Source organism: Streptomyces sp. NPDC054813, assembly GCF_053611365.1.
The window spans coordinates 1-19,908 of the sequence record NZ_JBSHAF010000043.1; the positions used below are offsets into that span (position 1 = coordinate 1).

Consider the following 19,908-nt stretch of genomic DNA (forward strand, 5'->3'; position numbering starts at 1 on the left):
ACAACGAGTACAAGAAGCAGGACTCCGAGCACCTGCTGGAGACCACCGGCAAGCAGCTCCGCAAGCTCATGTCGTGGGTCAACGAAGAGGCGTGACAGGAAAACGGATGTGCATGCACAGGGCATGTGCAAGCTTCCTGTACAGGACGCCCACCCGATAAAGTAGTCAGTGAAATCAGCGCGAGGGGGAAATGTGATACGCGCAGCAGTCTTGGTAGGAATTGGAGCGGCAATTCCGCCGCGTTCGGTCTCGAATGATGAACTCGCCGAGACACTGGACACCAACGACGCATGGATTCGTACGAGGACTGGTATTCGTACCCGGCACTGGGCCGACACGGGAACCAGCACTGGTGATCTCGCGACCGCCGCCGGTGCGCGGGCGCTGAAATCCGCCGGGGTCGATTCCGTGGATCTGGTGATCCTGGCGACCAGCACCGGAAACCAGCCCATGCCCGGCACGGCGCCCGAAGTGGCGACCGCGCTCGGACTCGGGCACGTCGCCGCCTACGACATCTCGGCGGCCTGTTCCGGATTCCTCTACGCGCTGTCCGCCGCGGCCGGGGCGATCGCGTCCGGCGTCGCGGAACGGGTCCTGGTCGTCGGCGCGGACGTCTGGTCCACGCGGCTCAACCCGCAGGACCGCTCCACCACCATCATCTTCGGAGACGGCGCCGGAGCCGCGGTCCTGCGCGCGGGCGGCGCCGACGAGGACGGCGCGCTGCTCGGCTTCGACCTGGGCAGCGACGGGACCGGCCACGAGATGGCCCAGGTGGCCGGCGGCGGTTCGCGGGAGCGGGGCAGCGGACTGCCGCCCAGGCCCGAGGACGCGTATATGACCATGCAGGGCAAGGACATGTTCACGCACGCCGTGAACAGGATGGTCGGCTCGTCCGAGCAACTGCTCGAGCGGATCGGCTGGAGCGCGGCGGATGTCGACTGGTGTGCCGCGCACCAGGCGAACATCCGGATCCTGCACACGGTCGCGGACGTGCTCGGTGTCGAACGGTCCCGCATGCTGGTCCACCTCGACCAGGTCGGCAACACCTCGGCCGCCTCGATTCCACTGGCGCTGACCGACGCGGCCGTGAGCGAGCGGATCAAGGCCGGCGACCGTGTGTTGCTGACCGCGTTCGGCGGCGGCCTCAGCTGGGCCTCGACCGCACTGCGGTGGCCGGAAATCGACGTCACGGAAATCTCCACGGACATCTGAGCCGCCTGATTCCCGCGGCTTTCCTTCCTCGTATACGCCTGTCATGTGAAAAGGGACCCATGAATTCCCAAACAGTAGCCGAGAGCATCGCTACCATCCTGACCGAAAACTTCGATCTGGATCAGGTTGTCACCCCCTCTACCCCGTTTAGTGAGATGGAACTCGACTCGCTGATCATGCTGGAGCTTTCCGTGATCATCGAGCGGAAGTACGGCATCAAAATAGCCGAGGAGGAGCTGGTCGATGCCGGCAGTGTGGCTGCGGTCGTCGCGCTGATGGAATCCCGCGGCAGCGTCGACACCCCCGCTGGCTGAACCCCCCTTTCCCACCCGCTTCCGCTCCCTTCTGGAGGACCGTCATGCACAGCCGCATAGGGATATTCCTGTCCCCCGTGAACGAGCCCGGCCAGGACCCGCACCTGGTGCTGCGCCGTCAGCTCGACCTGGTGGAGAAGGCCGACGTGCTCAACCTCGACGAGGCCTGGTTCGGCGAGCACCACACACTCGGCTGGGGCCTCGTGGGCGCCCCGGAGACGATGATCGCCGCCGCGTCCCAGCGGACCCGGCAGATCAAGCTGGCCAACGGAGTCGTACCGCTGCCCTGGCACCACCCCTTCCACGTGGCCTCGCGTGCCGTGCACCTGGACCACCTCACCCGGGGCCGCTACATTCTCGGCGTCGGCCCCGGCATCTTCCCGGACGCGCAGATGCTCGGCATCGAAGCGAGCGAGCAGCGTACCCGGCTCGCCGAAGCGCTGCCGACGGTGATCGAACTGGTCAACGGCGAGGGCCGGATCACCGACAAGACCGATTGGTACGGGCTGCGCGACGCCAAGCTCCAGCTGCCCCGCTACACCCCCGGTGGCCTGGAGGTGGCCATCGCCAGCGGTGGCACCTCGCCCAGCAGCCCGGTCCTCGCCGGGCAGCACGGCACCAGCCTGGTCTCCTTCGCACTCAGCCAGCCCGGCGCGCCCCGGACCATTGACCTCGCCCAGCAGTGGAGTTACGCCGAGGAGGCCGCCGAGGAACACGGCCACACCATGGTCCGTGACAACTGGCGGGTGGCCCTGCCGGTGCATGTCGCGGAGACCACGGAGCAGGCGTTCGCCGACGTCCGCGAGGGCTTCGACCGCTGGCTCTTCGACTTCTTCGGCCGCGCGGCCGGCCGCGACGTGTCCACGCCGGGTGTGCCCAAGGGACGGGAGCTCGAGGCGCGGGTCGAGGTGGGCGGCGCGATCGTCGGTTCGCCCGAGGACGTCGTCGCGGGCATCCGGCGGCTGCAGGAGCGCACCGGCGGATTCGGCACCCTGCTGGTCTACGTGCCGGACTGGTGCTCCTGGGAGAAGACGGACAGGAGCCTGGAGCTGCTTGCCCGTTACGTCGCACCGCAGCTGACCGGTGCCGTCGCGCGCCCCAAGGAATCCATCGAGCACATCGTGGCCGCCCGGGGCTGACCCCGGGGCACGCGATCCCCAGCTGAATCCCCCCACCCAATATCCGAACCGGAGCCTTCATGACCGCCGTCGGTAGGAACACGGCCGAGGTCGCCCAGAGTGCGGAGCACCAGGTCCCGCGATCACGGACACCTCTTCTCTTCGCCAGCCTCGTGGCCGGCAACTACCTTGTCATCCTCGACGTCTCCATCCTGAACGTCGCCCTTCCCGACGTGCGCAGCGATCTGCACGCCACCGCGTCCCAACTGCCGTGGACGGCGGACGCGTACACGGTCGTCTTCGCGGGTCTGCTTCTGGCCTCCGGAGCGGTCGCCGACCGCTGGGGTCCGCGCCGTGTCTACCGCACTGCCCTGTGCCTGTTCGCGCTGCTCTCCCTGGCCTGCGCCGCCGCCCCCAACGCCGCCGGTCTGATCGCAGGCCGGGCGGCGCTCGGCATCGCGGCGGCCGGCCTGGTCCCGGCCTCGATCGCGCTGCTTGCCAAGCTCTATCCGGACCCCGGCAAGCGGTCCCGGGCGATCGGCGCCTGGGGCGCGCTGAGCTCCAGCGGATTCATCGCGGGCCCGCTGATCGGCGGCGGCCTGGTGGAACTCGGCGGCTGGCGCGCGGTGTTCCTCGTCAACCCGGTGATCATCTGCCTGGTGCTGCTGCCCACGAGGTGGCTCAGCGCCCACCGGCCGACGTCCTTCAAACGGATCGACTACGCGGGTCTCGTCCTGTCGATCGTCGGGCTCGGCGCCGTCACCTTCGGTCTGATCGACGCGGGCAGCCAGGGCTGGGACCGGCCCGTCGCGCTGAGCGCGCTGGCCGTCGGCGTGCTCGCGTTCGTGGCGCTGCTGCTCGTCGAGCGGAAGGTGGAGGCGCCGGTCCTGCCGCCCCGCCTGATGTCGCTCGGCCGGGTCCGCGCCGACCTGATGGCGGGCGCGATGTCGTGCTTCGTCTTCTACGGCTCGTTCTTCGCGCTCACCCTGTGGCTGATCCGGGAGCGGGACCTGTCCCCGCTGCAGACCGGTGTCGCCCTGCTGCCGATGACGCTGCCCGCCTGCGTCATCCCGCTGCTCGCGGGACGCGCGGTCGTCAAGTACGGGGCCAGGGCGGTCATCCTGGTGGGGCTCGGGGCGCATGTGCTGGCCGGGCTCGGGCTGTGCTTCGTCGGCGACCACCCGCCGCTGGCGGCGCTGGTCCCCATGGAGATCCTGCTGACCCTCGGGGGGACGACGGTGGTGCCCGCCGCCACCGCCGACATGGCCTCGGCCGCCCCGCCGGAGCTGGCCGCTACCGGCCAGGGCGCGGCAACCGCCTCCCGGCAGGCCGGAGTCGCCCTGGGTGTCGCCGTCCTCGGCACCCTGTCCACGCTGCCCTCGACCGGGGTGGTCGTGATGGTTGCCTCCGCGTTGGCGCTCGTGGTCGTCCTGGCCGTGCTGCGCAGGCCGGCGAGCCCGGCGGACGTCACATGAGCGGGGCGCGCGGCCGGTCCGGAGCGGGTGGGGGCGCGGTCGGGGGAGCGGCGTTCTTCGACGTCGACGAGACGCTGATCACCGCCAAGTCCATGTTCGAGTTCCTGCGCTTCTGGCTGGCTCGAAACGGCGACGACGGCACCCGGTACGCGCGCCACGCCGCCGCCCTGCGGGACATGTCCGCACTCGGCATGCCCCGCGAGGAGGTCAACAGCGCCTACTACCAGTACTACGCGGGCTCCTACGCCGCCGACGTCCGGGCGGCGGGCCGTGACTGGTACGCCGGGTACAGGGAACGCCCGGACGCCTTCGTCACCGCGGGCCTGTCCGCGCTGGCCCGGCACCGGGCGGCCGGAGACACCGTCGTGCTGGTCTCCGGCTCCTTCCGGGCCTGCCTCGCTCCGCTCGCCGAGGATCTGGCGGCGGACCGGGTGCTGTGCGGTGAACTCGTCGTCGACGAGCGCGGGTTCCTCACCGGCGAGGTCGTGCAGCCGATGATCGGCCGGGCGAAGGCGGACGCCGTCGAGCGGACGATGCGCGAGCTCGGCCTGGCCGCCGAGGACTGCTGTGGATACGGGGATCACGCCAGTGATCTCGACATGTTGCGCGTGGTGGGCAGGCCGTCGGTGATCGGGGACGATCCGACGCTCGGCGAGCTCGCCCGGACGCGTGGCTGGCCGGTGTTGTCATCGGCCCACGGAGGAAGAAAGGAAAGCTAGTTGAGTACGCAGACCACACAGCCGGGACCGGACACGTCCAGGGACTTCACGAGCAAGGTGGCTCTCATCACCGGGGCCGACCGGGGCATAGGCCGCGCCCTGGCGAGCAGGCTCGGCGCCCAGGGGTGCCGGCTGGTCCTCCACTCGCACAACGGGGAGGGCTTGAAGAAGACCGTCGCCGACGAGGGCTGGACGGACGAGCAGGTGCTCACCGCCGTCCACGACGTGGCCGACGCCGCGGCCGTCGAGGCGGCCGTCACCGATGCCGTCGCCCGCTTCGGGAAGATCGACTACCTGCTGAACGTGGCGGGTGTCGCCCACCCCGGCGGTGTCCTCACCACGAGCCAGGAGATCTGGGACCGCACCCTCGCCACCAACCTGACCGGCTACTTCGTGATGGCCCGGGTCGTGCTGCCGTACATGAAGGAAGCCGGCGACGGGTTCGTCGTCAACATGTCGTCGATCTGGGGCAAACGGACCGCGCCGCCCGGAGCCATGCTCGCCTACTCGGTGTCGAAGTGGGGGGTCGAGGGCCTCACCAAGGCGCTCGCCGAGGAGGCCAAGCCGTGGGGTGTCCGTGTCTCGGGCATCGTCCTCGACAAGGTCGACACCGCCTTCCGCGAGAACATGCCGGGCGAGCTCACCCAGGAGCAGTGCGATCGGATGCTGGCCGCCGACGATGTTGCCGACGCCACCTGCGCGATCCTCACCAGCTCGCGCGGTGCGCATGTCGCCACTGTCGAGCTCGACGCCTGGCAGTGGGTCTGATGACAGCGCAGACTCCCACGACGCGCTACATAGTCGGTGACCGCTTCGAGCCGTTCGCCACCCACGACACGATCCGCACGGTCTCCCGCTTCGTCGCCGACCTGCGCGCGGATCGCCACCGGGACGACACGGAGCTCGTCCTGGTCGAGGGCCAGGGCCTCACCTCCTTCGACTGGGACCGCATGCGGGACGAGCTGGACCGCCGGGGCCTTCGGGAGCGCACGCGGATCCGGGAGAACGACGCGGGCTGCCTGTGCCGGCAGACCGAGACGCACAAGCACCGCGAGTGCAACGTCCTGATCGCGGGCCTCGACCGGGCCGGCGAGAGCCGCTTCCGGGCGGCCCTGCGTATCCACAACGACCAGGAACTGCTCCTCGATCACCAGGGCGGGCACGTGCAGGGCATGGTCGTCCTGGAGGCCGCACGCCAGATGTTCGTGGCGGTGAGCGAGCGGTACTACCTGTCCCGCTGGCCCGAGCAGCACTACAGCTTTGTGCTCGACAGCATGGACAGCAAGTTCCTGACCTTCCTGTTCCCACTGGCTGCCACCATCGAGTACGAGGTCCTCTCCGCCGACCTGAGCGACTCCTCCCAGCTGTCCTTCGACGTCCGCGTCACCTTCGAGCAGGCCGGCCTGCCCGCCGCCACCGTTCGCATGGTGTGCGGCGCCATCCACAGCTCGGCCCTGGGCCAGAAGGAACGCCGGGGCACCGCACGGGCCCTGAGGGTGCTCGGCCGCCGCGAGGCGGACCTGGTCCCGGCCGGCTGAACCGTTCTCCCGTGGATTTGTGTACACGACCTCTGAAGGGACCCCCATGTCATCCGCACTGCTTCTGGTGACCGAGATCCCCGTGGGCGAGCGCGCCGACGAGGCACTCGCCGCATGGCAGAACCGGCCCAGCGCGCCGGGCTCCGTCCTCTACCGGGGTCTGGAGGCCCCGACCCTGCTCGAACTCACTCCGCTCGACGGCCTCGACGGCCTCGCCGCTCTGGACGAGCACTGGCGCCAGCAGGCCAAGGAACTGGCCGAGCTGGTCATCGGTGACGTGCGCCGCCAGGTGCTGCGCTTCGTGGAGGCGCCGAAGCCGGCCCCGGCCGGCGCGGCCCTCCCGGACACCCCCTACGTCCAGCTGCGGCACGTCGAGGTGAAGCCCCCCGTCCACGAGGAGTACCTGGACTGGCGGGACGGCACGATCTTCGACGTCGTACGGACGACGGAGCAGGTGGAGACGTTCCTCGCCTATCACTCGCTGCTGTCCACGGAGCCCGGGGTCATGTTCGTCTCCGGGTTCTCCTGCGACCCCGAGGACTACCTGTCTGCGTTCTCCTCGGAGCGCTATGGCGAGATCGCGCGGTACGCGCACGCCCGTTTCGTCACCGAGGAAGGCCTGTACACCCGTCTCTACCGACGCGTCACCAAGGACACCTGATGGGCCCGCAGTCGATGTCGTACGAACTGAGCGTCACCACCCAGGGCCCGCTGTACCCGCCCAGCGAAGTCATGGACCCCGACGGGAACTTCGTGGTGATCGGCTACGTCAATCGGGAGGCGGCCGGCGGAGGGGTCACCTCCGAGTGGGGCAGCGCGATCGTCGCTGCGGACAGCCCCCTGCCGGAGCTGGGCGGCACGGCCCCGTATCGCATAGTCCGCGAGCTGGGCCCGCAGCTGTCGGCCGCGGACGAAAGCCTGGTCCTGCACACGCTGCCGCTGCCGCTGCCGTGCACCAACTACCCGGAGGTCTTCGCGCCGGACCAACTTCCCGACCCCTTCGCGGTGGTTCGTCCCAGCTACGCCTTCCACGAAGTGCCGCTGCCGGACCTGCGCCCCGAGGACGGGCCGAAGGTGACGGAACCGATCACGCTCGGCCAGTGGGTGCAGGCGGCCGGCGAGGTGCGGGTCACGCTGGTGGACGGGGGCCGGGCGGCTGACTTCCACTGCGAGTTCACCGGGCTGCTGCCGAACAGCCTCTACACGGTGATGTCCGTGCGGCGCCGCGACCTGGACCCCTCGGGGCCGGTACGGCCGGGCCCGCTCGGCGTGCCGAACGTGCTGATTGCCGACCACAAGGGCAACGGCAGTTACCACGCGCGGATGCCGAACCCGTTCCCCGACCCGGAGACCGCGGCCGGTGACCGGATCATGAACGTCGTCCTGCTGTGGATGAGTTACCAGCAGAACTACGTAGGAGCCATCGGACGGTTCGGCCTGGGCGGCGATGTCCACGCTCAACTCAAGCTGCGCGGACCGAGTTTCACCGAGTTCGTGACCCACGCCTGACAGGCACCCAGGGAAAGGGAGTAGGAAGTGGAGACGAAGGTGTCGACTCAGCGATCCTTCCGCGATGTGCTGGGCCGCTTCACCACGGGGGTCGTCCTGGTCACGGCACAGACCGAGGCCGGGCCTGCCGGAATGGCGGCCAACTCCTTCACTTCGGTGTCCCTCGTGCCCCCGTTGATCGCGCTGTGCGCGGCGCACACCTCGACGACATGGCCCGCGATCCGCGCGGCCGGGGGCTTCGCGGTGACCATCCTGCGTGAGGATCACGAGGAGGTCTGCCGGACCTTCGCCACCCGGGGCGCGGACCGGTTCGCCGGCCGAGACTGGGTCCGCACCCCTGCAGGGCATCCCCTGCTGTCGGACGGGCTCGGCTGGCTGGACTGCACCATCGAGCAGATCCACCCGGCCGGCGACCACGAACTGGTCATCGCCAGGGCCTTGGACTGGTCCTCAGGGGTCGGGCCGGAGGCCGCCTCGGCGGGCCCGCTGGTCTTCCACTCCGGACGCTATGTGCGGCTGGCATCCTGACCGGAAGATCCTCAACTGCCCAAGGACAGACGGGATATGGGTCCCGCGGAAAGGTACGAGCAATGAAGAGCTACACCGGTGACGTCCAGGCCGGCGGCCCCGGGGACACCCGGGAGACGACCGACCTGGTGATCACGAAGGTCTCGGTCGGCGAGATCGACAACAACGTCTACCTGCTGCGCTGTCGGACAACCGGCGAACAGCTCCTGATCGACGCGGCGGCCGAGCCGCAGACGCTGCTGGACCTTGTCGGTGACGGCGGCCTGGCCACGGTGTTCACCACGCACCAGCACTGGGACCACCACCGGGCCCTGGCCGACATGGTCGCCGCCACCGGTGCCCGCTCCCTCGTCGGACGCGACGACGCGCCAGGTCTCCCGGTCGCGGACGTCCTGGTGGACGACGGTGACACTGTGCGGGTCGGCGCCGTGTCCCTCACCGCGATCCATCTGGTGGGCCACTCGCCGGGCTCCACCGCGCTGCTCTACCGCGACCCGAAGGGGCATCCGCACGTGTTCACCGGGGACAGCCTCTTTCCCGGCGGCATCGGCAACACAGAGAAGGACCCGGCGCGCTTCGCCTCGCTCCTCCACGACGTCGAAACGAAGATCTTCGATCAGCTCCCCGACGACACCTGGGTCTACCCGGGCCACGGCAGGGACACCACACTCGGAGCGGAGCGGCCGTCCCTGCGGCAGTGGCGGGAACGCGGTTGGTGACGGGCGAGCAGCATGCGCGGCCGCCCACCGGATTACGCGGACTTCCCGCCGTCTTCTGGTGGATCTGGGCCAGTCTGCTGATCAACTGGCTCGGTGCCTTCGCGGGACCGATGCTGGCCTTCTCGCTCACCGCGGACCGGGGCTACTCCGCCTCGTACGCCGGATTCGTCGTCTCGCTGCTGGGGCTCGGCGCCATCGTGGGCAACGCGCTCGGGGGCGTCCTCGCGGACCGGTACGGGCGACGCGTCACCCTCGTGAGCGGCCATGTGTGGACCGCCGCCACCATGGCCGCCCTCGGGCTCGTGCAGGACCGCACGGCCGTGGCCGCCGCCTCCTTGGCGGTGGGAATCGGGACCGGGGTGGTGCGGCCGGCCGCGGGTGCCGCGCTTGCGGACGTGCTGCCGGCCGCAGACCGGCAGCGGGCCTTCGCCCTCAACTACTGGGCGGTGAACGCCGGAATGGCGGTCTCCGCCGTGCTCGCCGGGCTGCTGGTGCGGCAGGGCTACACCCTGCTGTTCGTCGCCGATGCGGCTACGACGCTGCTGTGTGCGCTGGTCGTCCTGGCGAAGGTCCCGGAAACCCTGCCCGGACGCGCTTTGCCCGGCGCGGCGGCCCAGGAGCCGTCGCGCGAGTCCGCGGGCGCACAAGAGGTGCGCGGGGCCGTCCCCACACGGCAGGACCGGTCCTTTGTCCTGTTCACCCTGCTGACGCTGCTGTTCGCCCTCGCCTTCGAGCAGCGCTCCGGCTCCCTGGCCATGGTGATGGCGGCCCAGGGACACTCTCCCGCGGTCTTCAGCCTGCTCAACGCGGTCAACGCGGCGCTGGTGGTCGTCGTGCAGATCCCGCTCACCCGGCTGATGAGCCGCCGCTCCAAAGGCAGCGCCCTGTGGGCCGGAGGACTTCTCGTCGGGGCGGGACTCGCGGTGACGGCCTTCGCCGACAGCCCGTGGCTCTACGTCGGTGCGGTGGTCGTCTGGACCTTCGGCGAGATGCTCCAGGCGCCGGCGGGCAGCGCGGTCGTCGCAGAGCGGGCCCCGGAGCAGCAGCGCGGTCGCTACCTGGGCATGTACGCCGCGGCCTGGTCGGCCGCCGGCTTCCTCGGTCCGGTCGGCGGTGGCTGGGTCCTCGACCGGTGGGGTGGCACCGCGCTGTGGACGGTGTCCGCTGCGTTCGCCGGCGCGGCCGGCTGCGGATGGCTCCTGATCACCGGCACTCAAGGCTTCCGCATGGCACCCGCCGTGCGGGAAGGAGGCGGGACACCGCTTCCGCGTATCGCATCAGAGGGGAAACGAGTATGAACCAGCAGCTGTTCGTCACCAACTGTGTCCCGGCGCACGTCGCCGAGGAGACGGAGCAGCTCGTCATCGAGAACTGTGTCCCCGCGCACGTGGGCGAGCAGTTCGTCGTCGAGAACTGTGTGCCGGCGCACGTGGCCTGACGGTGACCGACCGCACGGTCGCGGAGACCGGCCAGGACGGCACTGTCCGTCCTGCGCCGGGCTCCGCCACCACGTCTTTCTGTGTCACGAGAACACGCGTCCTGACCGGTGTCGGCGGAACCCCGCCGACGCTGCATCTGGCCGTCAGTGATCTCGCCGATGCCACCGACCGGCCTTGGCAGAGTTGCCTGCGGACCTTCGGAACATCCTGGGAGGGGCCGGAGCAGGCGCGCCGGTCCGCCGAGGGCGAAGCCGTGGAACGCCACTGCGAGGCGCACGCCCCCGCGTCCGAACGCCTCCACTGGGGCAGCTACCGCGAGTTGACCCGCCGGGGCCTGCGCGCGCTCCATCCGCACCGGATCGTCCTCTACTCCGCCCGGCAGTACGCCACGCCCGGCTTCCCCTTCCGGCCCTTCGGGCCCGACTCACCCGCCCACTGGCTCGAGGCCCGGTCCGTGACGCACGGCACGTCGTTGCTGGTGCCGGCGTTCCTCGTCCACTCCGCCTGGCCGCACATGCCCCAGCCGCATCCGGAGCCGCTCTATGCGTTTCCGGCCGTGGGCGGCGTCGCTGCGGGGCCCACCGAGGAATTCGCCCTGGTCAGTGGGCTCGAAGAGGTCATCGAACGTGATGCGGCCGCCGTGTGGTGGGCCAACGCGTACCCCGCACCCGCTCTTCCGGCAGACACATCGCTGCGCCACTTGGTCGAGGGCGCGCAGCGAGCCTTCGACGTCCGCTACACCCACCTGGCGAACGACTCCGGCGTGCCGGTCGTCGCCGCCGGTGTCCGCAGTCGTGCCGAGGGCTGGCTGACCTACGGTTTCGCAGCCCGCGCGGATCCCATGGAGGCCGCCGGCAAGGCGCTGGCCGAGGCCTGCACCCTGCAGATCACCTGCCAGTCGCTGGACAGCCCCTCGGGCGTACCCCACCCCGCCGGACGTCCCTCCCCGTTCAAGGGCTGGCGCCAGGACCGCCGCTACCTGGACTCCTACCGCGCCGACGGGTGCGACGCCGTCGAGCAGTTGTGCCACCTGCAGCTCTACCTGGACCGCCGGGCAGCGGACCGGGTCGCCCCCTGGGCCTGGGCGCCCTTGACCGGCGCATGGGCGGAGGTTCCTGCACTGCCCCGGCGAGCGGCCGACGTGCTGACGGCTCGCGTGGCCGACGCCGGGCACGAGGTGCTCAGCGTGGATCTGACCACGCCCGAGGCCGCCGCCGCCGGTATGTTCGTGGTCCGCGTCATCGTTCCGGGTCTGGTGGGAGCTGCTCCGGCCGCTTACCCGGCGCTGGGCGGGCGGCGTATGAGGGAGGTGGCCGTCCGACTCGGGTGGCGAGCACATGCGTGGGAGGAGGAGTCGCTCAACACCTTTCCCATGCCGCATTCCTGAGTGGACCGTATGAAGCGTTCGGCACCGTGGTCGGCCGCGGCTGTTGCGTGTGCTGCCGCGCTCGTCGGCGTGAGGGCGTGGGCGAGGAGCGCGCGAGTGTCGGCGATCGTTTCGGATGTGCGATCTCGACAAGCTGTGCCACGGTGGTGGCGCTGCGGAACTGCCCGGGTCGGGTTTTCGCTTCGCTGGGTGTGGGGAGCGCGGACGCCTCTGGACGGTTGGTCCAGGGACTTTCCGCCGCGTAAGCAGGGAAGGCCCCGACAGCGCCGAAAGACACGAACGCGCTGGTCAGGGCCTGATTCCCTAGCACTCGATGATGTTCACCGCCAGCCCGCCCCGGGCCGTCTCCTTGTACTTGACGCTCATGTCGGCGCCCGTGTCCTTCATGGTCTTGATGACCTTGTCCAGGGACACCTTGTGGGAGCCGTCGCCGCGCATGGCCATGCGGGCCGCGGTGACCGCCTTGACCGCGGCCATGCCGTTGCGCTCGATGCAGGGGATCTGGACCAGGCCGCCGACCGGGTCGCAGGTGAGGCCGAGGTTGTGCTCCATGCCGATCTCGGCCGCGTTCTCGACCTGCTCGGGGGATCCGCCCAGCACCTCGGCCAGCGCGCCCGCCGCCATCGAGCAGGCGGAGCCGACCTCGCCCTGGCAGCCGACCTCGGCGCCGGAGATGGAGGCGTTCTCCTTGAAGAGCATGCCGATCGCGCCGGCGGCGAGCAGGAAGCGGACCACGCCGTCCTCGTCGGCGCCCGGGACGAAGTTGATGTAGTAGTGCAGGACGGCCGGGATGATGCCCGCCGCGCCGTTCGTGGGGGCGGTGACCACCCGGCCGCCCGCCGCGTTCTCCTCGTTCACGGCCATCGCGTAGAGCGTGATCCACTCCATCGCGTGCGCCAACGGGTCGCCCTCGGCGCGCAGTTGGCGCGCGGTGACGGCGGCACGGCGGCGGACCCGCAGCCCGCCGGGGAGGATCCCCTCCCGCGACATCCCGCGCGCGACGCACGCCTGCATCACCCGCCAGATGTCCAGCAGACCCTCGCGGATCTCCTCCTCGGTACGCCAGGCCCGCTCGTTCTCCAGCATCAGCGCGGAGATCGACAGACCCGTCTCCTTCGTCAGGCGCAGCAGCTCGTCGCCCGTGCGGAAGGGGTACTTCAGGACCGTGTCGTCCAGCTTGATGCGGTCCGCGCCGACCGCCTCCTCGTCGACGACGAACCCGCCGCCGACCGAGTAGTACGTCTTGGACAGCAGCTCCGCCCCGGACGCGTCGTACGCCCAGAGGGTCATGCCGTTCGCGTGGTACGGGAGGGTCTTCCGGCGGTGCAGCTTCAGGTCGGCGTCGAAGGAGAACGCGATCTCGTGCTCGCCGAGGAGCGACAGGCGCTTCGTGGTCTTGATCGCTTCGACCCGGTCGTCCGCGCCCTCCACGTCGACCGTGCGCGGCGAGGCGCCCTCCAGACCGAGCAGCACCGCCTTCGGGGTGCCGTGGCCGTGGCCGGTCGCACCGAGCGACCCGTACAGCTCGGAGCGTATGGAGGTGACGGAGTCCAGCAGCCCTTCGTTGCGCAGGCGTCGTGCGAACATGCGGGCCGCGCGCATCGGGCCGACGGTGTGGGAGCTCGACGGGCCGATGCCGATCGAGAACAGGTCGAAGACCGAGATGGCCACGGGAACTCCTCCGAAAAGGGCGGGGGCACACGCCATCGGGTGCCCCCGCCGGGGAACTACTTGTTCAGACCGGGGTACAGCGGGTGCTTGTCGGTCAGGGCCTGGACCCGGGCCTTCAGGGCCGCCGCGTCGTAGGACGGCTTCAGCGTCTCGGCGATCACGTCCGCGACCTCGGCGAAGTCCTCGGCCGTGAAGCCTCGGGTGGCCAGCGCCGGGGTGCCGATCCGCAGACCCGAGGTCACCATCGGCGGCCGCGGGTCGTTCGGGACGGCGTTGCGGTTGACCGTGATGCCGACCTCGTGGAGACGGTCCTCGGCCTGCTGCCCGTCCAGCTCGGACGCGCGCAGGTCGACGAGGATCAGGTGGACGTCCGTACCTCCGGACAGCACGTTCACGCCGGCCTCGCGGGCGTCCGCCGCCGTCAGCCGCTCGGCGAGGATGCGCGCACCCTCCACCGTACGACGCTGGCGCTCCTTGAAGTCCTCCGAGGCGGCGACCTTGAAGGAGACCGCCTTCGCCGCGATCACGTGCTCCAGGGGACCGCCCTGGAAGCCCGGGAAGACGGACGAGTTCAGCTTCTTCGCGAAGGCCTGGCGGGCCAGGATGATCCCGCCGCGGGGACCGCCGAGGGTCTTGTGGGTGGTGGAGGTGACCACGTCGGCGTACGGCACCGGGTTCTCGTGCAGGCCCGCCGCGACCAGGCCGGCGAAGTGGGCCATGTCGACCCACAGGTAGGCCTCGACCTCGTCGGCGATCCGCCGGAACTCGGCGAAGTCCAGCTGGCGGGGGTACGCCGACCAGCCGGCGATGATCACCTTCGGCCGGTGCTCCTTGGCGAGCCGCTCCACCTCGGCCATGTCGACGAGACCGGCGTCGTCGACGTGGTAGGCGACGACGTCGAACTGCTTGCCGGAGAAGTTCAGCCGCATGCCGTGGGTCAGGTGGCCGCCGTGCGCCAGGTCCAGACCCAGGATGGTGTCGCCGGGCTGGGCCAGCGCGAACAGGGCCGCCTGGTTGGCGGAGGCACCGGAGTGCGGCTGCACGTTGGCGTACTCGGCGCCGAACAGCTCCTTCACCCGGTCGATGGCGATCTGCTCGGTGACGTCGACGTGCTCGCAGCCGCCGTAGTAGCGGCGGCCGGGGTAGCCCTCGGCGTACTTGTTGGTGAGTACCGAGCCCTGCGCCTCCATGACCGCGACCGGAGCGAAGTTCTCCGAGGCGATCATCTCCAGGGTGGACTGCTGGCGCGCCAGCTCGGCGTCGACCGCCGCCGCGACCTCCGGGTCGAGCTCGTGCAGGGGCGTGTTCAGAACGGACATCTGTTTCTACGACTCCTCAGCCGGCGGTGAAGGCGGTGTACTCGTCGGCGGAGAGCAGGTCGGCCGGCTCGTCCGCGAAACGCACCTTGAACAGCCAGCCGCCCTCGAAGGGGGCCGAGTTCACCAGGGACGGGTCGTCCACGACGTCCTCGTTGATCTCGGTGATCTCACCGCTGACCGGCGAGTAGAGGTCGGAGACCGACTTGGTCGACTCCAGCTCGCCGCAGGACTCGCCCGCGGTCACGGTGTCGCCGACGGCCGGGAGCTGGACGAAGACGACGTCACCGAGCGCGTTGGCCGCGTGCTCCGTGATGCCGACCGTCGCCACGCCGTCCGCGGCGGCCGACAGCCACTCGTGCTCCTTGCTGTAACGCAGCTGCTGGGGGTTGCTCATGGCCTGAATTCTCCTGTACGCGGGGGAGTGGTGGTGAAAAAGGACTGCTGGAAACACGCGTGAGCAGCGGAAATGTGCGCAGGGTCACGCGCCGCCGGGCTCAGTGTCTCCTTCTGGGTCTGCCTCGGGGGTCTACTTCTGGCGCTTGTAGAACGGCAGGGCCACGACCTCGTACGGTTCGTGGCTGCCCCGGATGTCCACGCCGACACCCGCGGTGCCCGGCGCCGCGTGCGCCGCGTCGACGTACGCCATGGCGATCGGCCTGCCGAGCGTGGGGGAGGGGGCACCGGAGGTGACCTCGCCGATCACCGCGCCGCCGGCGACCACCGGGTATCCGGCGCGCGGCACCCGGCGGCCCTCGGCGACCAGGCCGACCAGCACCCGCGGCGGCTCGGCCGCGGCACGGTCGGCGGCCTCCCGGAGCGCCTCGCGCCCCACGAAGTCGCCGTCCTTCTCGAACTTCACCACCCGGCCGAGGCCGGCGTCGAAGGGGGTCAGCGAGGTGGTCAGCTCGTGCCCGTAGAGCGGCATGCCCGCCTCCAGGCGCAGGGTGTCCCGGCAGGACAGCCCGCAGGGCACCAGGCCCACCGGGGAACCCGCCTCGGTCAGCGCCTGCCACAGCTCCACCGCGTGCTCGGGCTTCACGAACAGCTCGAAGCCGTCCTCGCCGGTGTAGCCGGTGCGCGCGATCAGCGCCGGGACCCCGGCGACGGTGCCGGGCAGCCCGGCGTAGTACTTCAGGCCGTCGAGGTCGGCGTCGGTCAGCGACTTCAGGATCCCGGGCGACTCCGGTCCCTGGACGGCGATCAGCGCGTACGCGTCCCGGTCGTCCCGCACCTCGGCGTCGAACCCGGCGGCACGCTCCGTCAGTGCGTCGAGGACCACCTGGGCGTTCGAGGCGTTGGCCACGACCAGGTACTCGGTCTCGGCCAGCCGGTAGACGATCAGGTCGTCGAGGATGCCGCCGTCGGCCCGGCAGATCATGGTGTAGCGGGCGCGCCCGACGCCGACGGAGGCGATGTTGCCGACCAGGGCGTGGTTCAGCAGGTCGGCCGCCTGGGGGCCGGTCACGGCGATCTCGCCCATGTGGGAGAGGTCGAAGAGCCCGGCCCTGGTCCGCACGGCGACGTGCTCGTCGCGCTCGGATCCGTAGCGCAGGGGCATGTCCCAGCCGGCGAAGTCGGTCATGGTGGCGCCGAGCGAGCGATGCAGGGCATCGAGCGCGGTACGGCGGAGTCCAGCGGAATCGGAACTGCTCATCGGTCGGTCGTCTCCCAAAGATCCCAGGGCATGACAGGCGAGGTCTGTCCTCCCCATCTGTCATCGGAACCTGAGAGGTTCGCCCTGACCACATCGGTGGTCATGGCTTGCACCTTGGGTGGGGCCACCGACACGGCGACCCGCTTTTCAGATGTGCCTCGCCCGCGCGGTAACGGGGCCTGAGAGATTCAAGGGAGGGACTTGCTCCTTCGGCGCCCCAGCGAAGGCTGCTGAGGACTCTCCCGCGCGGATTCAAACGGCCGGTATGCAGTTGGCGGGCACATCATTGCATGCCGGGCGGAGCTTTGTAACAGGCCTGTGGCCGGAAGCGGACGGAACCGCGAGACACCGTGCATTACCTTCTCTTTACGGTAAGCGGGGAGAACCTTTCCTGAACCCCCAGGGAGGACGATCACGGTGACAAGGACCACGGCATACGCGACGACGGGTATCGCCCTGCCCGGGCAGCCGACGGCCCCGGCCCGTGAGCGGTGCGGGGAGCTCCCCCACGCTCGGCTGCGCTCGCGCGGGGGGAGCCCCATGGCACCGGTCGTCCGCGATCTGCGCGACCGCGCCGGCCGCAGCCCGAACGGCCTGCTCTTCGGCCCTCGTGACCTGGTCGTGGTCACCGGGCTGCCGGGCAGCGGCAAGTCCACCCTGATGCACCGCACCGTCCAGGGCATCCGGATCGACTCCCAGGACACCCGTGACCGCTGGGACGCCCGCCTGGCCCGCCTCCTGCCGTACGCCCTTTACCGTCCGCTGGTCCGCATCGCCCACTACGCCGGGCTGCGCCGCGCGCTGCGCACCGGCGAGGGCATGGTGGTGCACGACTGCGGTACCCAGGCCTGGGTGCGCGACTGGCTGGCCCGCGCTGCCCGCCGCCGCGGCGGCACCCTGCACCTGCTGCTCCTGGACGTCACGCCCGGCACGGCACTGGACGGGCAGCGCGAGCGCGGCCGGGGCGTCTCCCGGTACGCCTTCCTGCGCCACCGTCACGCCGCCGCTAGCCTGGTGCGGGCGGTGGAGAAGGGCGGGCTGCCCCAGGGCGTCGGCTCGGCGGTGCTCCTCGACCGGGACGCGGCGGACGTGCTGTGCCGGATCGCCTTCCGGGAAGCCGAGCGGGTCACGGGGTGAGGCATTGTCACAGCCACCCGCTAGCCTTTTCAGCCTCAGCAGCAGCGGTTTCCAGCAGGCGGTAGGCAGATGGACTTCCCGGCGGACATTCCCGCGGACTTCCCGGCACAGGCGCACCCCCACCCGCACGGCGGTTGGCCCGGCAACGAGCTGGAGGAGGTCCTGTCGGCCTCCCTCGGCGTCCCCGCCGCGGCGGGCCGGCTCCTCGAGGTACTGGGCCGCAGTTTCCTGTGGATCCCGCTGCCGGAGGGCGGCGGCCCGCACAGCGGCCCGCTGGATCTGCCCACCACGGAGATCGAGGGCCGGGTGTACGTCCCCGTCTTCAGCTCCGAGGAGCAGTTCCGCCAGGTGGTCGGCTCCCATCTGTCGTACACGATCGCCCCGGCCGTCGAGTTCGCCCGCGGTCTGCCCCCGCAGGTCGGCATCGCCGTGAACCCCGGGGGAGTGGTGGGTGTCCCGCTGCCGCCGGAGGCGGTCGCCGAGCTGTGCCGGTCAGGCCGCAGCGAACTGGACGGCCCCGCCTCGGGCGGCCGGGTCCGGCTCTTCGAACCGGACTGGCAGGAAGACCCGGTGGACTTCCTGGCCGTGGCCTCCGCCGAGTTCGCGCAGACCGGCGTGGTCGCCACGGCCCGCCGCTGCCTGGCCGCGGTCGAGACGGCGGACCCCGTGATGTTCGTGGGCGTCGAACTGTCCCAGTGGGAGGGGGACATCAGGGCGCTGCCCCTGGAGGCGCTGGGCAAGGCCCTCGGCAGGGTCCCGGTGAAGTGGCCGGTGAACCTGGTCCTGCTGGACGTGGCGGACGACCCCGTGGGCCACTGGATGCGGGAGAACGTCCGCCCCTTCTATCAGTACGGCCACTAGGAACGCCCTGAAGGCAGCCGACCAGGGGCGCGGGGCGGTGCCGATCCGCGGCTCCGCCGCGCGGGCGCGACCGGCCACCGGGCCGGCCGCGCCCGCCGACGGACCATCGGCCCCCACCCCCTGGGCGCTTAAGCTGTCTCCAAACGCGGGGCGACCTCCAACGCGGGGCAACTCAATGAAGGGGCGGTAACACGTGAGCGCCAGCGGCACCGCGGCGACCGGACAGGTCGAGCACATGCTGCGCCAGGTAACCCCCGGGCGCTACGACGCCTACGAGGCACTCCTCCGCGCCCTCGCCACGCCCTCCTCCGGCCAGATCTGGATGCTGCTCTGGCACGGGCAGGGCGGCTCCCCCGACGCCCAGTACGGGAACATGGAGGTCGACGGCCACGGTTACGCCCCCTGCGTGACCTCGGCCCAGGAACTGTCGGCGAGCGGCTGGAACCGCTCGTACGAGGTGGTCGACGGCCTCGACGTGGCCCGCACGCTCTATCCCGACCACTTCGGCCTGTGGCTCAACCCGCACGCCCCTGGCGGCGGTGTCGGCATCCCCTGGCTGGATCTGCGCCGGATCGCGACCGGCCTGGACCGCCAGCCCGCGGGGCCGCTGCGCCTCGCCGAACCGGCCATCGAGATCCCGCAGTTCTACGCGCTGCTGTCGCAGAACGCCCATCGCACGCCCGCGATCCGCTCGCTGCGGCGCGCCTGGGTGCAGCCGGAGCTGGGGGCGCCCTATCTCGCGATCGGGCTCGACGTGTACGACACGTCGCCGCCGGCCGTGGACTCGGTGCGGGCGATGATGCAGCAGTCCATCGGGGCGGTGCCGGAGGGGCTGCCGGTGTCGACGGTCGCCATGACCGACGAGTACGACCCGGTGGTGATGTGGATGCGGGCGACCGCCCGGCCGTTCTACGACCGCGAGGCCCACGCGGCCCTGCCACCGGCACCGGTCGCGGGGTACGGCTATCCACCGGCCCCCGGCGGCTACTGAGATGCCTTTGTTGTCCTTTTTGGGACGGGAGCCGGCCCACAGCATGCTGTGACCTGGGTCACGCGACGCCCGGCGATTCCGGGGGTGGGGGTGCGTCCGCGGCCTTGTCTCCGCGCGTAGACCAGGGGCTTTGACCCGGCGATATGACGTCTTGTCAGGCTTGCCCCTGTCCGACAGGTGTTACCCGTCGTTCGGATAACGAAACACCTTGCTCTCATCACGGTTGCGCATCCATTCACCGCCAACTATGGCAACCGGTCGCCGCAGCGTTGAAGACTCGCGCTCCAAGGGGTGTTCATCCCTGACCAGGAGAGAGC

General features: G+C 70.5%; 21 protein-coding genes and 2 riboswitches. Of the genes, 17 read left to right on the plus strand and 4 right to left on the minus strand.

Going from position 1 to position 19,908, the window contains the following annotated elements:
* The first annotated feature begins 192 nt into the window (after nucleotides 1-192).
* The 14 genes from ACWGJB_RS47040 to ACWGJB_RS47105 all read left to right on the plus strand — a co-directional run bounded on the left by ACWGJB_RS47040 (nucleotide 193) and on the right by ACWGJB_RS47105 (nucleotide 11,958).
* A complete protein-coding gene (locus ACWGJB_RS47040; protein ID WP_453386183.1) occupies nucleotides 193-1,212 on the plus strand; it encodes a beta-ketoacyl-ACP synthase III in 1,020 nt (339 codons plus the stop codon).
* Between the two features lie 59 nt (nucleotides 1,213-1,271).
* Nucleotides 1,272-1,526 (plus strand): acyl carrier protein, encoded by a 255-nt coding sequence (locus ACWGJB_RS47045; protein WP_453386184.1) that lies wholly within the window; start codon nucleotides 1,272-1,274, stop codon nucleotides 1,524-1,526.
* Between the two features lie 44 nt (nucleotides 1,527-1,570).
* A complete protein-coding gene (locus ACWGJB_RS47050; protein WP_453386185.1) occupies nucleotides 1,571-2,665 on the plus strand; it encodes an LLM class flavin-dependent oxidoreductase in 1,095 nt (364 codons plus the stop codon).
* 59 nt (nucleotides 2,666-2,724) lie between these two features.
* The gene (locus ACWGJB_RS47055; protein WP_453386186.1) at nucleotides 2,725-4,119 is read left to right on the plus strand and encodes an MFS transporter; all 1,395 of its coding nucleotides are present in this window, start codon (nucleotides 2,725-2,727) and stop codon (nucleotides 4,117-4,119) included.
* Nucleotides 4,116-4,838: an HAD family hydrolase gene (locus ACWGJB_RS47060; protein ID WP_453386187.1), complete on the plus strand. Its 723-nt coding sequence runs from the start codon at nucleotides 4,116-4,118 to the stop codon at nucleotides 4,836-4,838. The genes ACWGJB_RS47055 and ACWGJB_RS47060 overlap by 4 nt, the downstream gene beginning before the upstream one ends.
* Nucleotides 4,839-5,606: an SDR family oxidoreductase gene (locus ACWGJB_RS47065; RefSeq protein WP_453386188.1), complete on the plus strand. Its 768-nt coding sequence runs from the start codon at nucleotides 4,839-4,841 to the stop codon at nucleotides 5,604-5,606. It abuts the gene before it with no gap.
* Entirely contained in the window at nucleotides 5,606-6,376 is a 771-nt protein-coding gene (locus tag ACWGJB_RS47070) for an AfsA-related hotdog domain-containing protein (protein WP_453386189.1), read from the plus strand. Before ACWGJB_RS47065 ends, ACWGJB_RS47070 begins: the two co-directional genes overlap by 1 nt.
* Nucleotides 6,377-6,422: 46 nt before the next feature.
* Nucleotides 6,423-7,037 carry a hypothetical protein gene (locus tag ACWGJB_RS47075; protein ID WP_453386190.1) on the plus strand — a complete coding sequence of 205 codons (615 nt, stop codon included), beginning with the start codon at nucleotides 6,423-6,425 and terminating at the stop codon, nucleotides 7,035-7,037.
* Complete coding sequence (locus tag ACWGJB_RS47080) at nucleotides 7,037-7,885, plus strand: hypothetical protein (protein ID WP_453386191.1); 849 nt, start codon at nucleotides 7,037-7,039, stop codon at nucleotides 7,883-7,885. Before ACWGJB_RS47075 ends, ACWGJB_RS47080 begins: the two co-directional genes overlap by 1 nt.
* Nucleotides 7,886-7,924: 39 nt before the next feature.
* Nucleotides 7,925-8,413 carry a flavin reductase family protein gene (locus ACWGJB_RS47085; protein ID WP_453386192.1) on the plus strand — a complete coding sequence of 163 codons (489 nt, stop codon included), beginning with the start codon at nucleotides 7,925-7,927 and terminating at the stop codon, nucleotides 8,411-8,413.
* Between the two features lie 62 nt (nucleotides 8,414-8,475).
* On the plus strand, nucleotides 8,476-9,132 hold the full coding sequence (locus ACWGJB_RS47090; protein WP_453386193.1) for an MBL fold metallo-hydrolase: 657 nt from the start codon (nucleotides 8,476-8,478) through the stop codon (nucleotides 9,130-9,132).
* Nucleotides 9,129-10,430: an MDR family MFS transporter gene (locus tag ACWGJB_RS47095; RefSeq protein ID WP_453386194.1), complete on the plus strand. Its 1,302-nt coding sequence runs from the start codon at nucleotides 9,129-9,131 to the stop codon at nucleotides 10,428-10,430. The genes ACWGJB_RS47090 and ACWGJB_RS47095 overlap by 4 nt, the downstream gene beginning before the upstream one ends.
* Nucleotides 10,427-10,570, plus strand: a complete 144-nt coding sequence (locus ACWGJB_RS47100) for a hypothetical protein (protein WP_453386195.1) — start codon at nucleotides 10,427-10,429, stop codon at nucleotides 10,568-10,570. The genes ACWGJB_RS47095 and ACWGJB_RS47100 overlap by 4 nt, the downstream gene beginning before the upstream one ends.
* Before the next feature lie 2 nt (nucleotides 10,571-10,572).
* Nucleotides 10,573-11,958: a YcaO-like family protein gene (locus ACWGJB_RS47105; RefSeq protein ID WP_453386196.1), complete on the plus strand. Its 1,386-nt coding sequence runs from the start codon at nucleotides 10,573-10,575 to the stop codon at nucleotides 11,956-11,958.
* A gap of 303 nt (nucleotides 11,959-12,261) precedes the next feature.
* Here the strand turns inward: ACWGJB_RS47105 and ACWGJB_RS47110 are convergent, their stop codons facing one another.
* The 4 genes from ACWGJB_RS47110 to gcvT all read right to left on the minus strand — a co-directional run bounded on the left by ACWGJB_RS47110 (nucleotide 12,262) and on the right by gcvT (nucleotide 16,602).
* Nucleotides 12,262-13,629 (minus strand): L-serine ammonia-lyase, encoded by a 1,368-nt coding sequence (locus ACWGJB_RS47110; RefSeq protein ID WP_453386197.1) that lies wholly within the window; start codon nucleotides 13,627-13,629, stop codon nucleotides 12,262-12,264.
* 56 nt (nucleotides 13,630-13,685) lie between these two features.
* Nucleotides 13,686-14,948, minus strand: coding sequence for a serine hydroxymethyltransferase (gene glyA, locus ACWGJB_RS47115; protein WP_453386198.1), 1,263 nt, complete (start codon nucleotides 14,946-14,948; stop codon nucleotides 13,686-13,688).
* A 16-nt stretch (nucleotides 14,949-14,964) separates the two neighbouring features.
* The gene (gene gcvH / locus ACWGJB_RS47120; protein WP_360484506.1) at nucleotides 14,965-15,342 is read right to left on the minus strand and encodes a glycine cleavage system protein GcvH; all 378 of its coding nucleotides are present in this window, start codon (nucleotides 15,340-15,342) and stop codon (nucleotides 14,965-14,967) included.
* Nucleotides 15,343-15,474: 132 nt separating this feature from the next.
* Nucleotides 15,475-16,602: a glycine cleavage system aminomethyltransferase GcvT gene (gene gcvT / locus ACWGJB_RS47125; RefSeq protein WP_453386199.1), complete on the minus strand. Its 1,128-nt coding sequence runs from the start codon at nucleotides 16,600-16,602 to the stop codon at nucleotides 15,475-15,477.
* A gap of 47 nt (nucleotides 16,603-16,649) precedes the next feature.
* Nucleotides 16,650-16,759, minus strand: a riboswitch (glycine riboswitch).
* Nucleotides 16,760-16,857, minus strand: a riboswitch (glycine riboswitch).
* Between the two features lie 156 nt (nucleotides 16,858-17,013).
* Between gcvT and ACWGJB_RS47130 the strand changes: the two genes are divergently transcribed.
* From ACWGJB_RS47130 to ACWGJB_RS47140, 3 genes are all read left to right on the plus strand, one after another.
* Complete coding sequence (locus ACWGJB_RS47130) at nucleotides 17,014-17,739, plus strand: AAA family ATPase (protein WP_453386236.1); 726 nt, start codon at nucleotides 17,014-17,016, stop codon at nucleotides 17,737-17,739.
* A 69-nt stretch (nucleotides 17,740-17,808) separates the two neighbouring features.
* Nucleotides 17,809-18,600, plus strand: a complete 792-nt coding sequence (locus ACWGJB_RS47135; protein WP_453386200.1) for an enhanced serine sensitivity protein SseB — start codon at nucleotides 17,809-17,811, stop codon at nucleotides 18,598-18,600.
* Nucleotides 18,601-18,793: 193 nt separating this feature from the next.
* Entirely contained in the window at nucleotides 18,794-19,591 is a 798-nt protein-coding gene (locus ACWGJB_RS47140; protein ID WP_453386201.1) for an enhanced serine sensitivity protein SseB C-terminal domain-containing protein, read from the plus strand.
* Nucleotides 19,592-19,908 lie beyond the last annotated feature (317 nt).

Coding starts and splice junctions, on each gene's coding strand:
- ACWGJB_RS47080 (WP_453386191.1), top strand. CDS start 7,037: ATGGGCCCGCAGTCGATGTCGTACGAACTGAGCGTCACCACCCAGGGC.
- ACWGJB_RS47055 (WP_453386186.1), top strand. CDS start 2,725: ATGACCGCCGTCGGTAGGAACACGGCCGAGGTCGCCCAGAGTGCGGAG.
- ACWGJB_RS47090 (WP_453386193.1), top strand. CDS start 8,476: ATGAAGAGCTACACCGGTGACGTCCAGGCCGGCGGCCCCGGGGACACC.
- ACWGJB_RS47045 (WP_453386184.1), top strand. CDS start 1,272: ATGAATTCCCAAACAGTAGCCGAGAGCATCGCTACCATCCTGACCGAA.
- ACWGJB_RS47135 (WP_453386200.1), top strand. CDS start 17,809: ATGGACTTCCCGGCGGACATTCCCGCGGACTTCCCGGCACAGGCGCAC.
- ACWGJB_RS47060 (WP_453386187.1), top strand. CDS start 4,116: ATGAGCGGGGCGCGCGGCCGGTCCGGAGCGGGTGGGGGCGCGGTCGGG.
- gcvH (WP_360484506.1), bottom strand. CDS start 15,342: ATGAGCAACCCCCAGCAGCTGCGTTACAGCAAGGAGCACGAGTGGCTG.
- ACWGJB_RS47070 (WP_453386189.1), top strand. CDS start 5,606: ATGACAGCGCAGACTCCCACGACGCGCTACATAGTCGGTGACCGCTTC.
- gcvT (WP_453386199.1), bottom strand. CDS start 16,602: ATGAGCAGTTCCGATTCCGCTGGACTCCGCCGTACCGCGCTCGATGCC.
- glyA (WP_453386198.1), bottom strand. CDS start 14,948: ATGTCCGTTCTGAACACGCCCCTGCACGAGCTCGACCCGGAGGTCGCG.
- ACWGJB_RS47100 (WP_453386195.1), top strand. CDS start 10,427: ATGAACCAGCAGCTGTTCGTCACCAACTGTGTCCCGGCGCACGTCGCC.
- ACWGJB_RS47075 (WP_453386190.1), top strand. CDS start 6,423: ATGTCATCCGCACTGCTTCTGGTGACCGAGATCCCCGTGGGCGAGCGC.
- ACWGJB_RS47050 (WP_453386185.1), top strand. CDS start 1,571: ATGCACAGCCGCATAGGGATATTCCTGTCCCCCGTGAACGAGCCCGGC.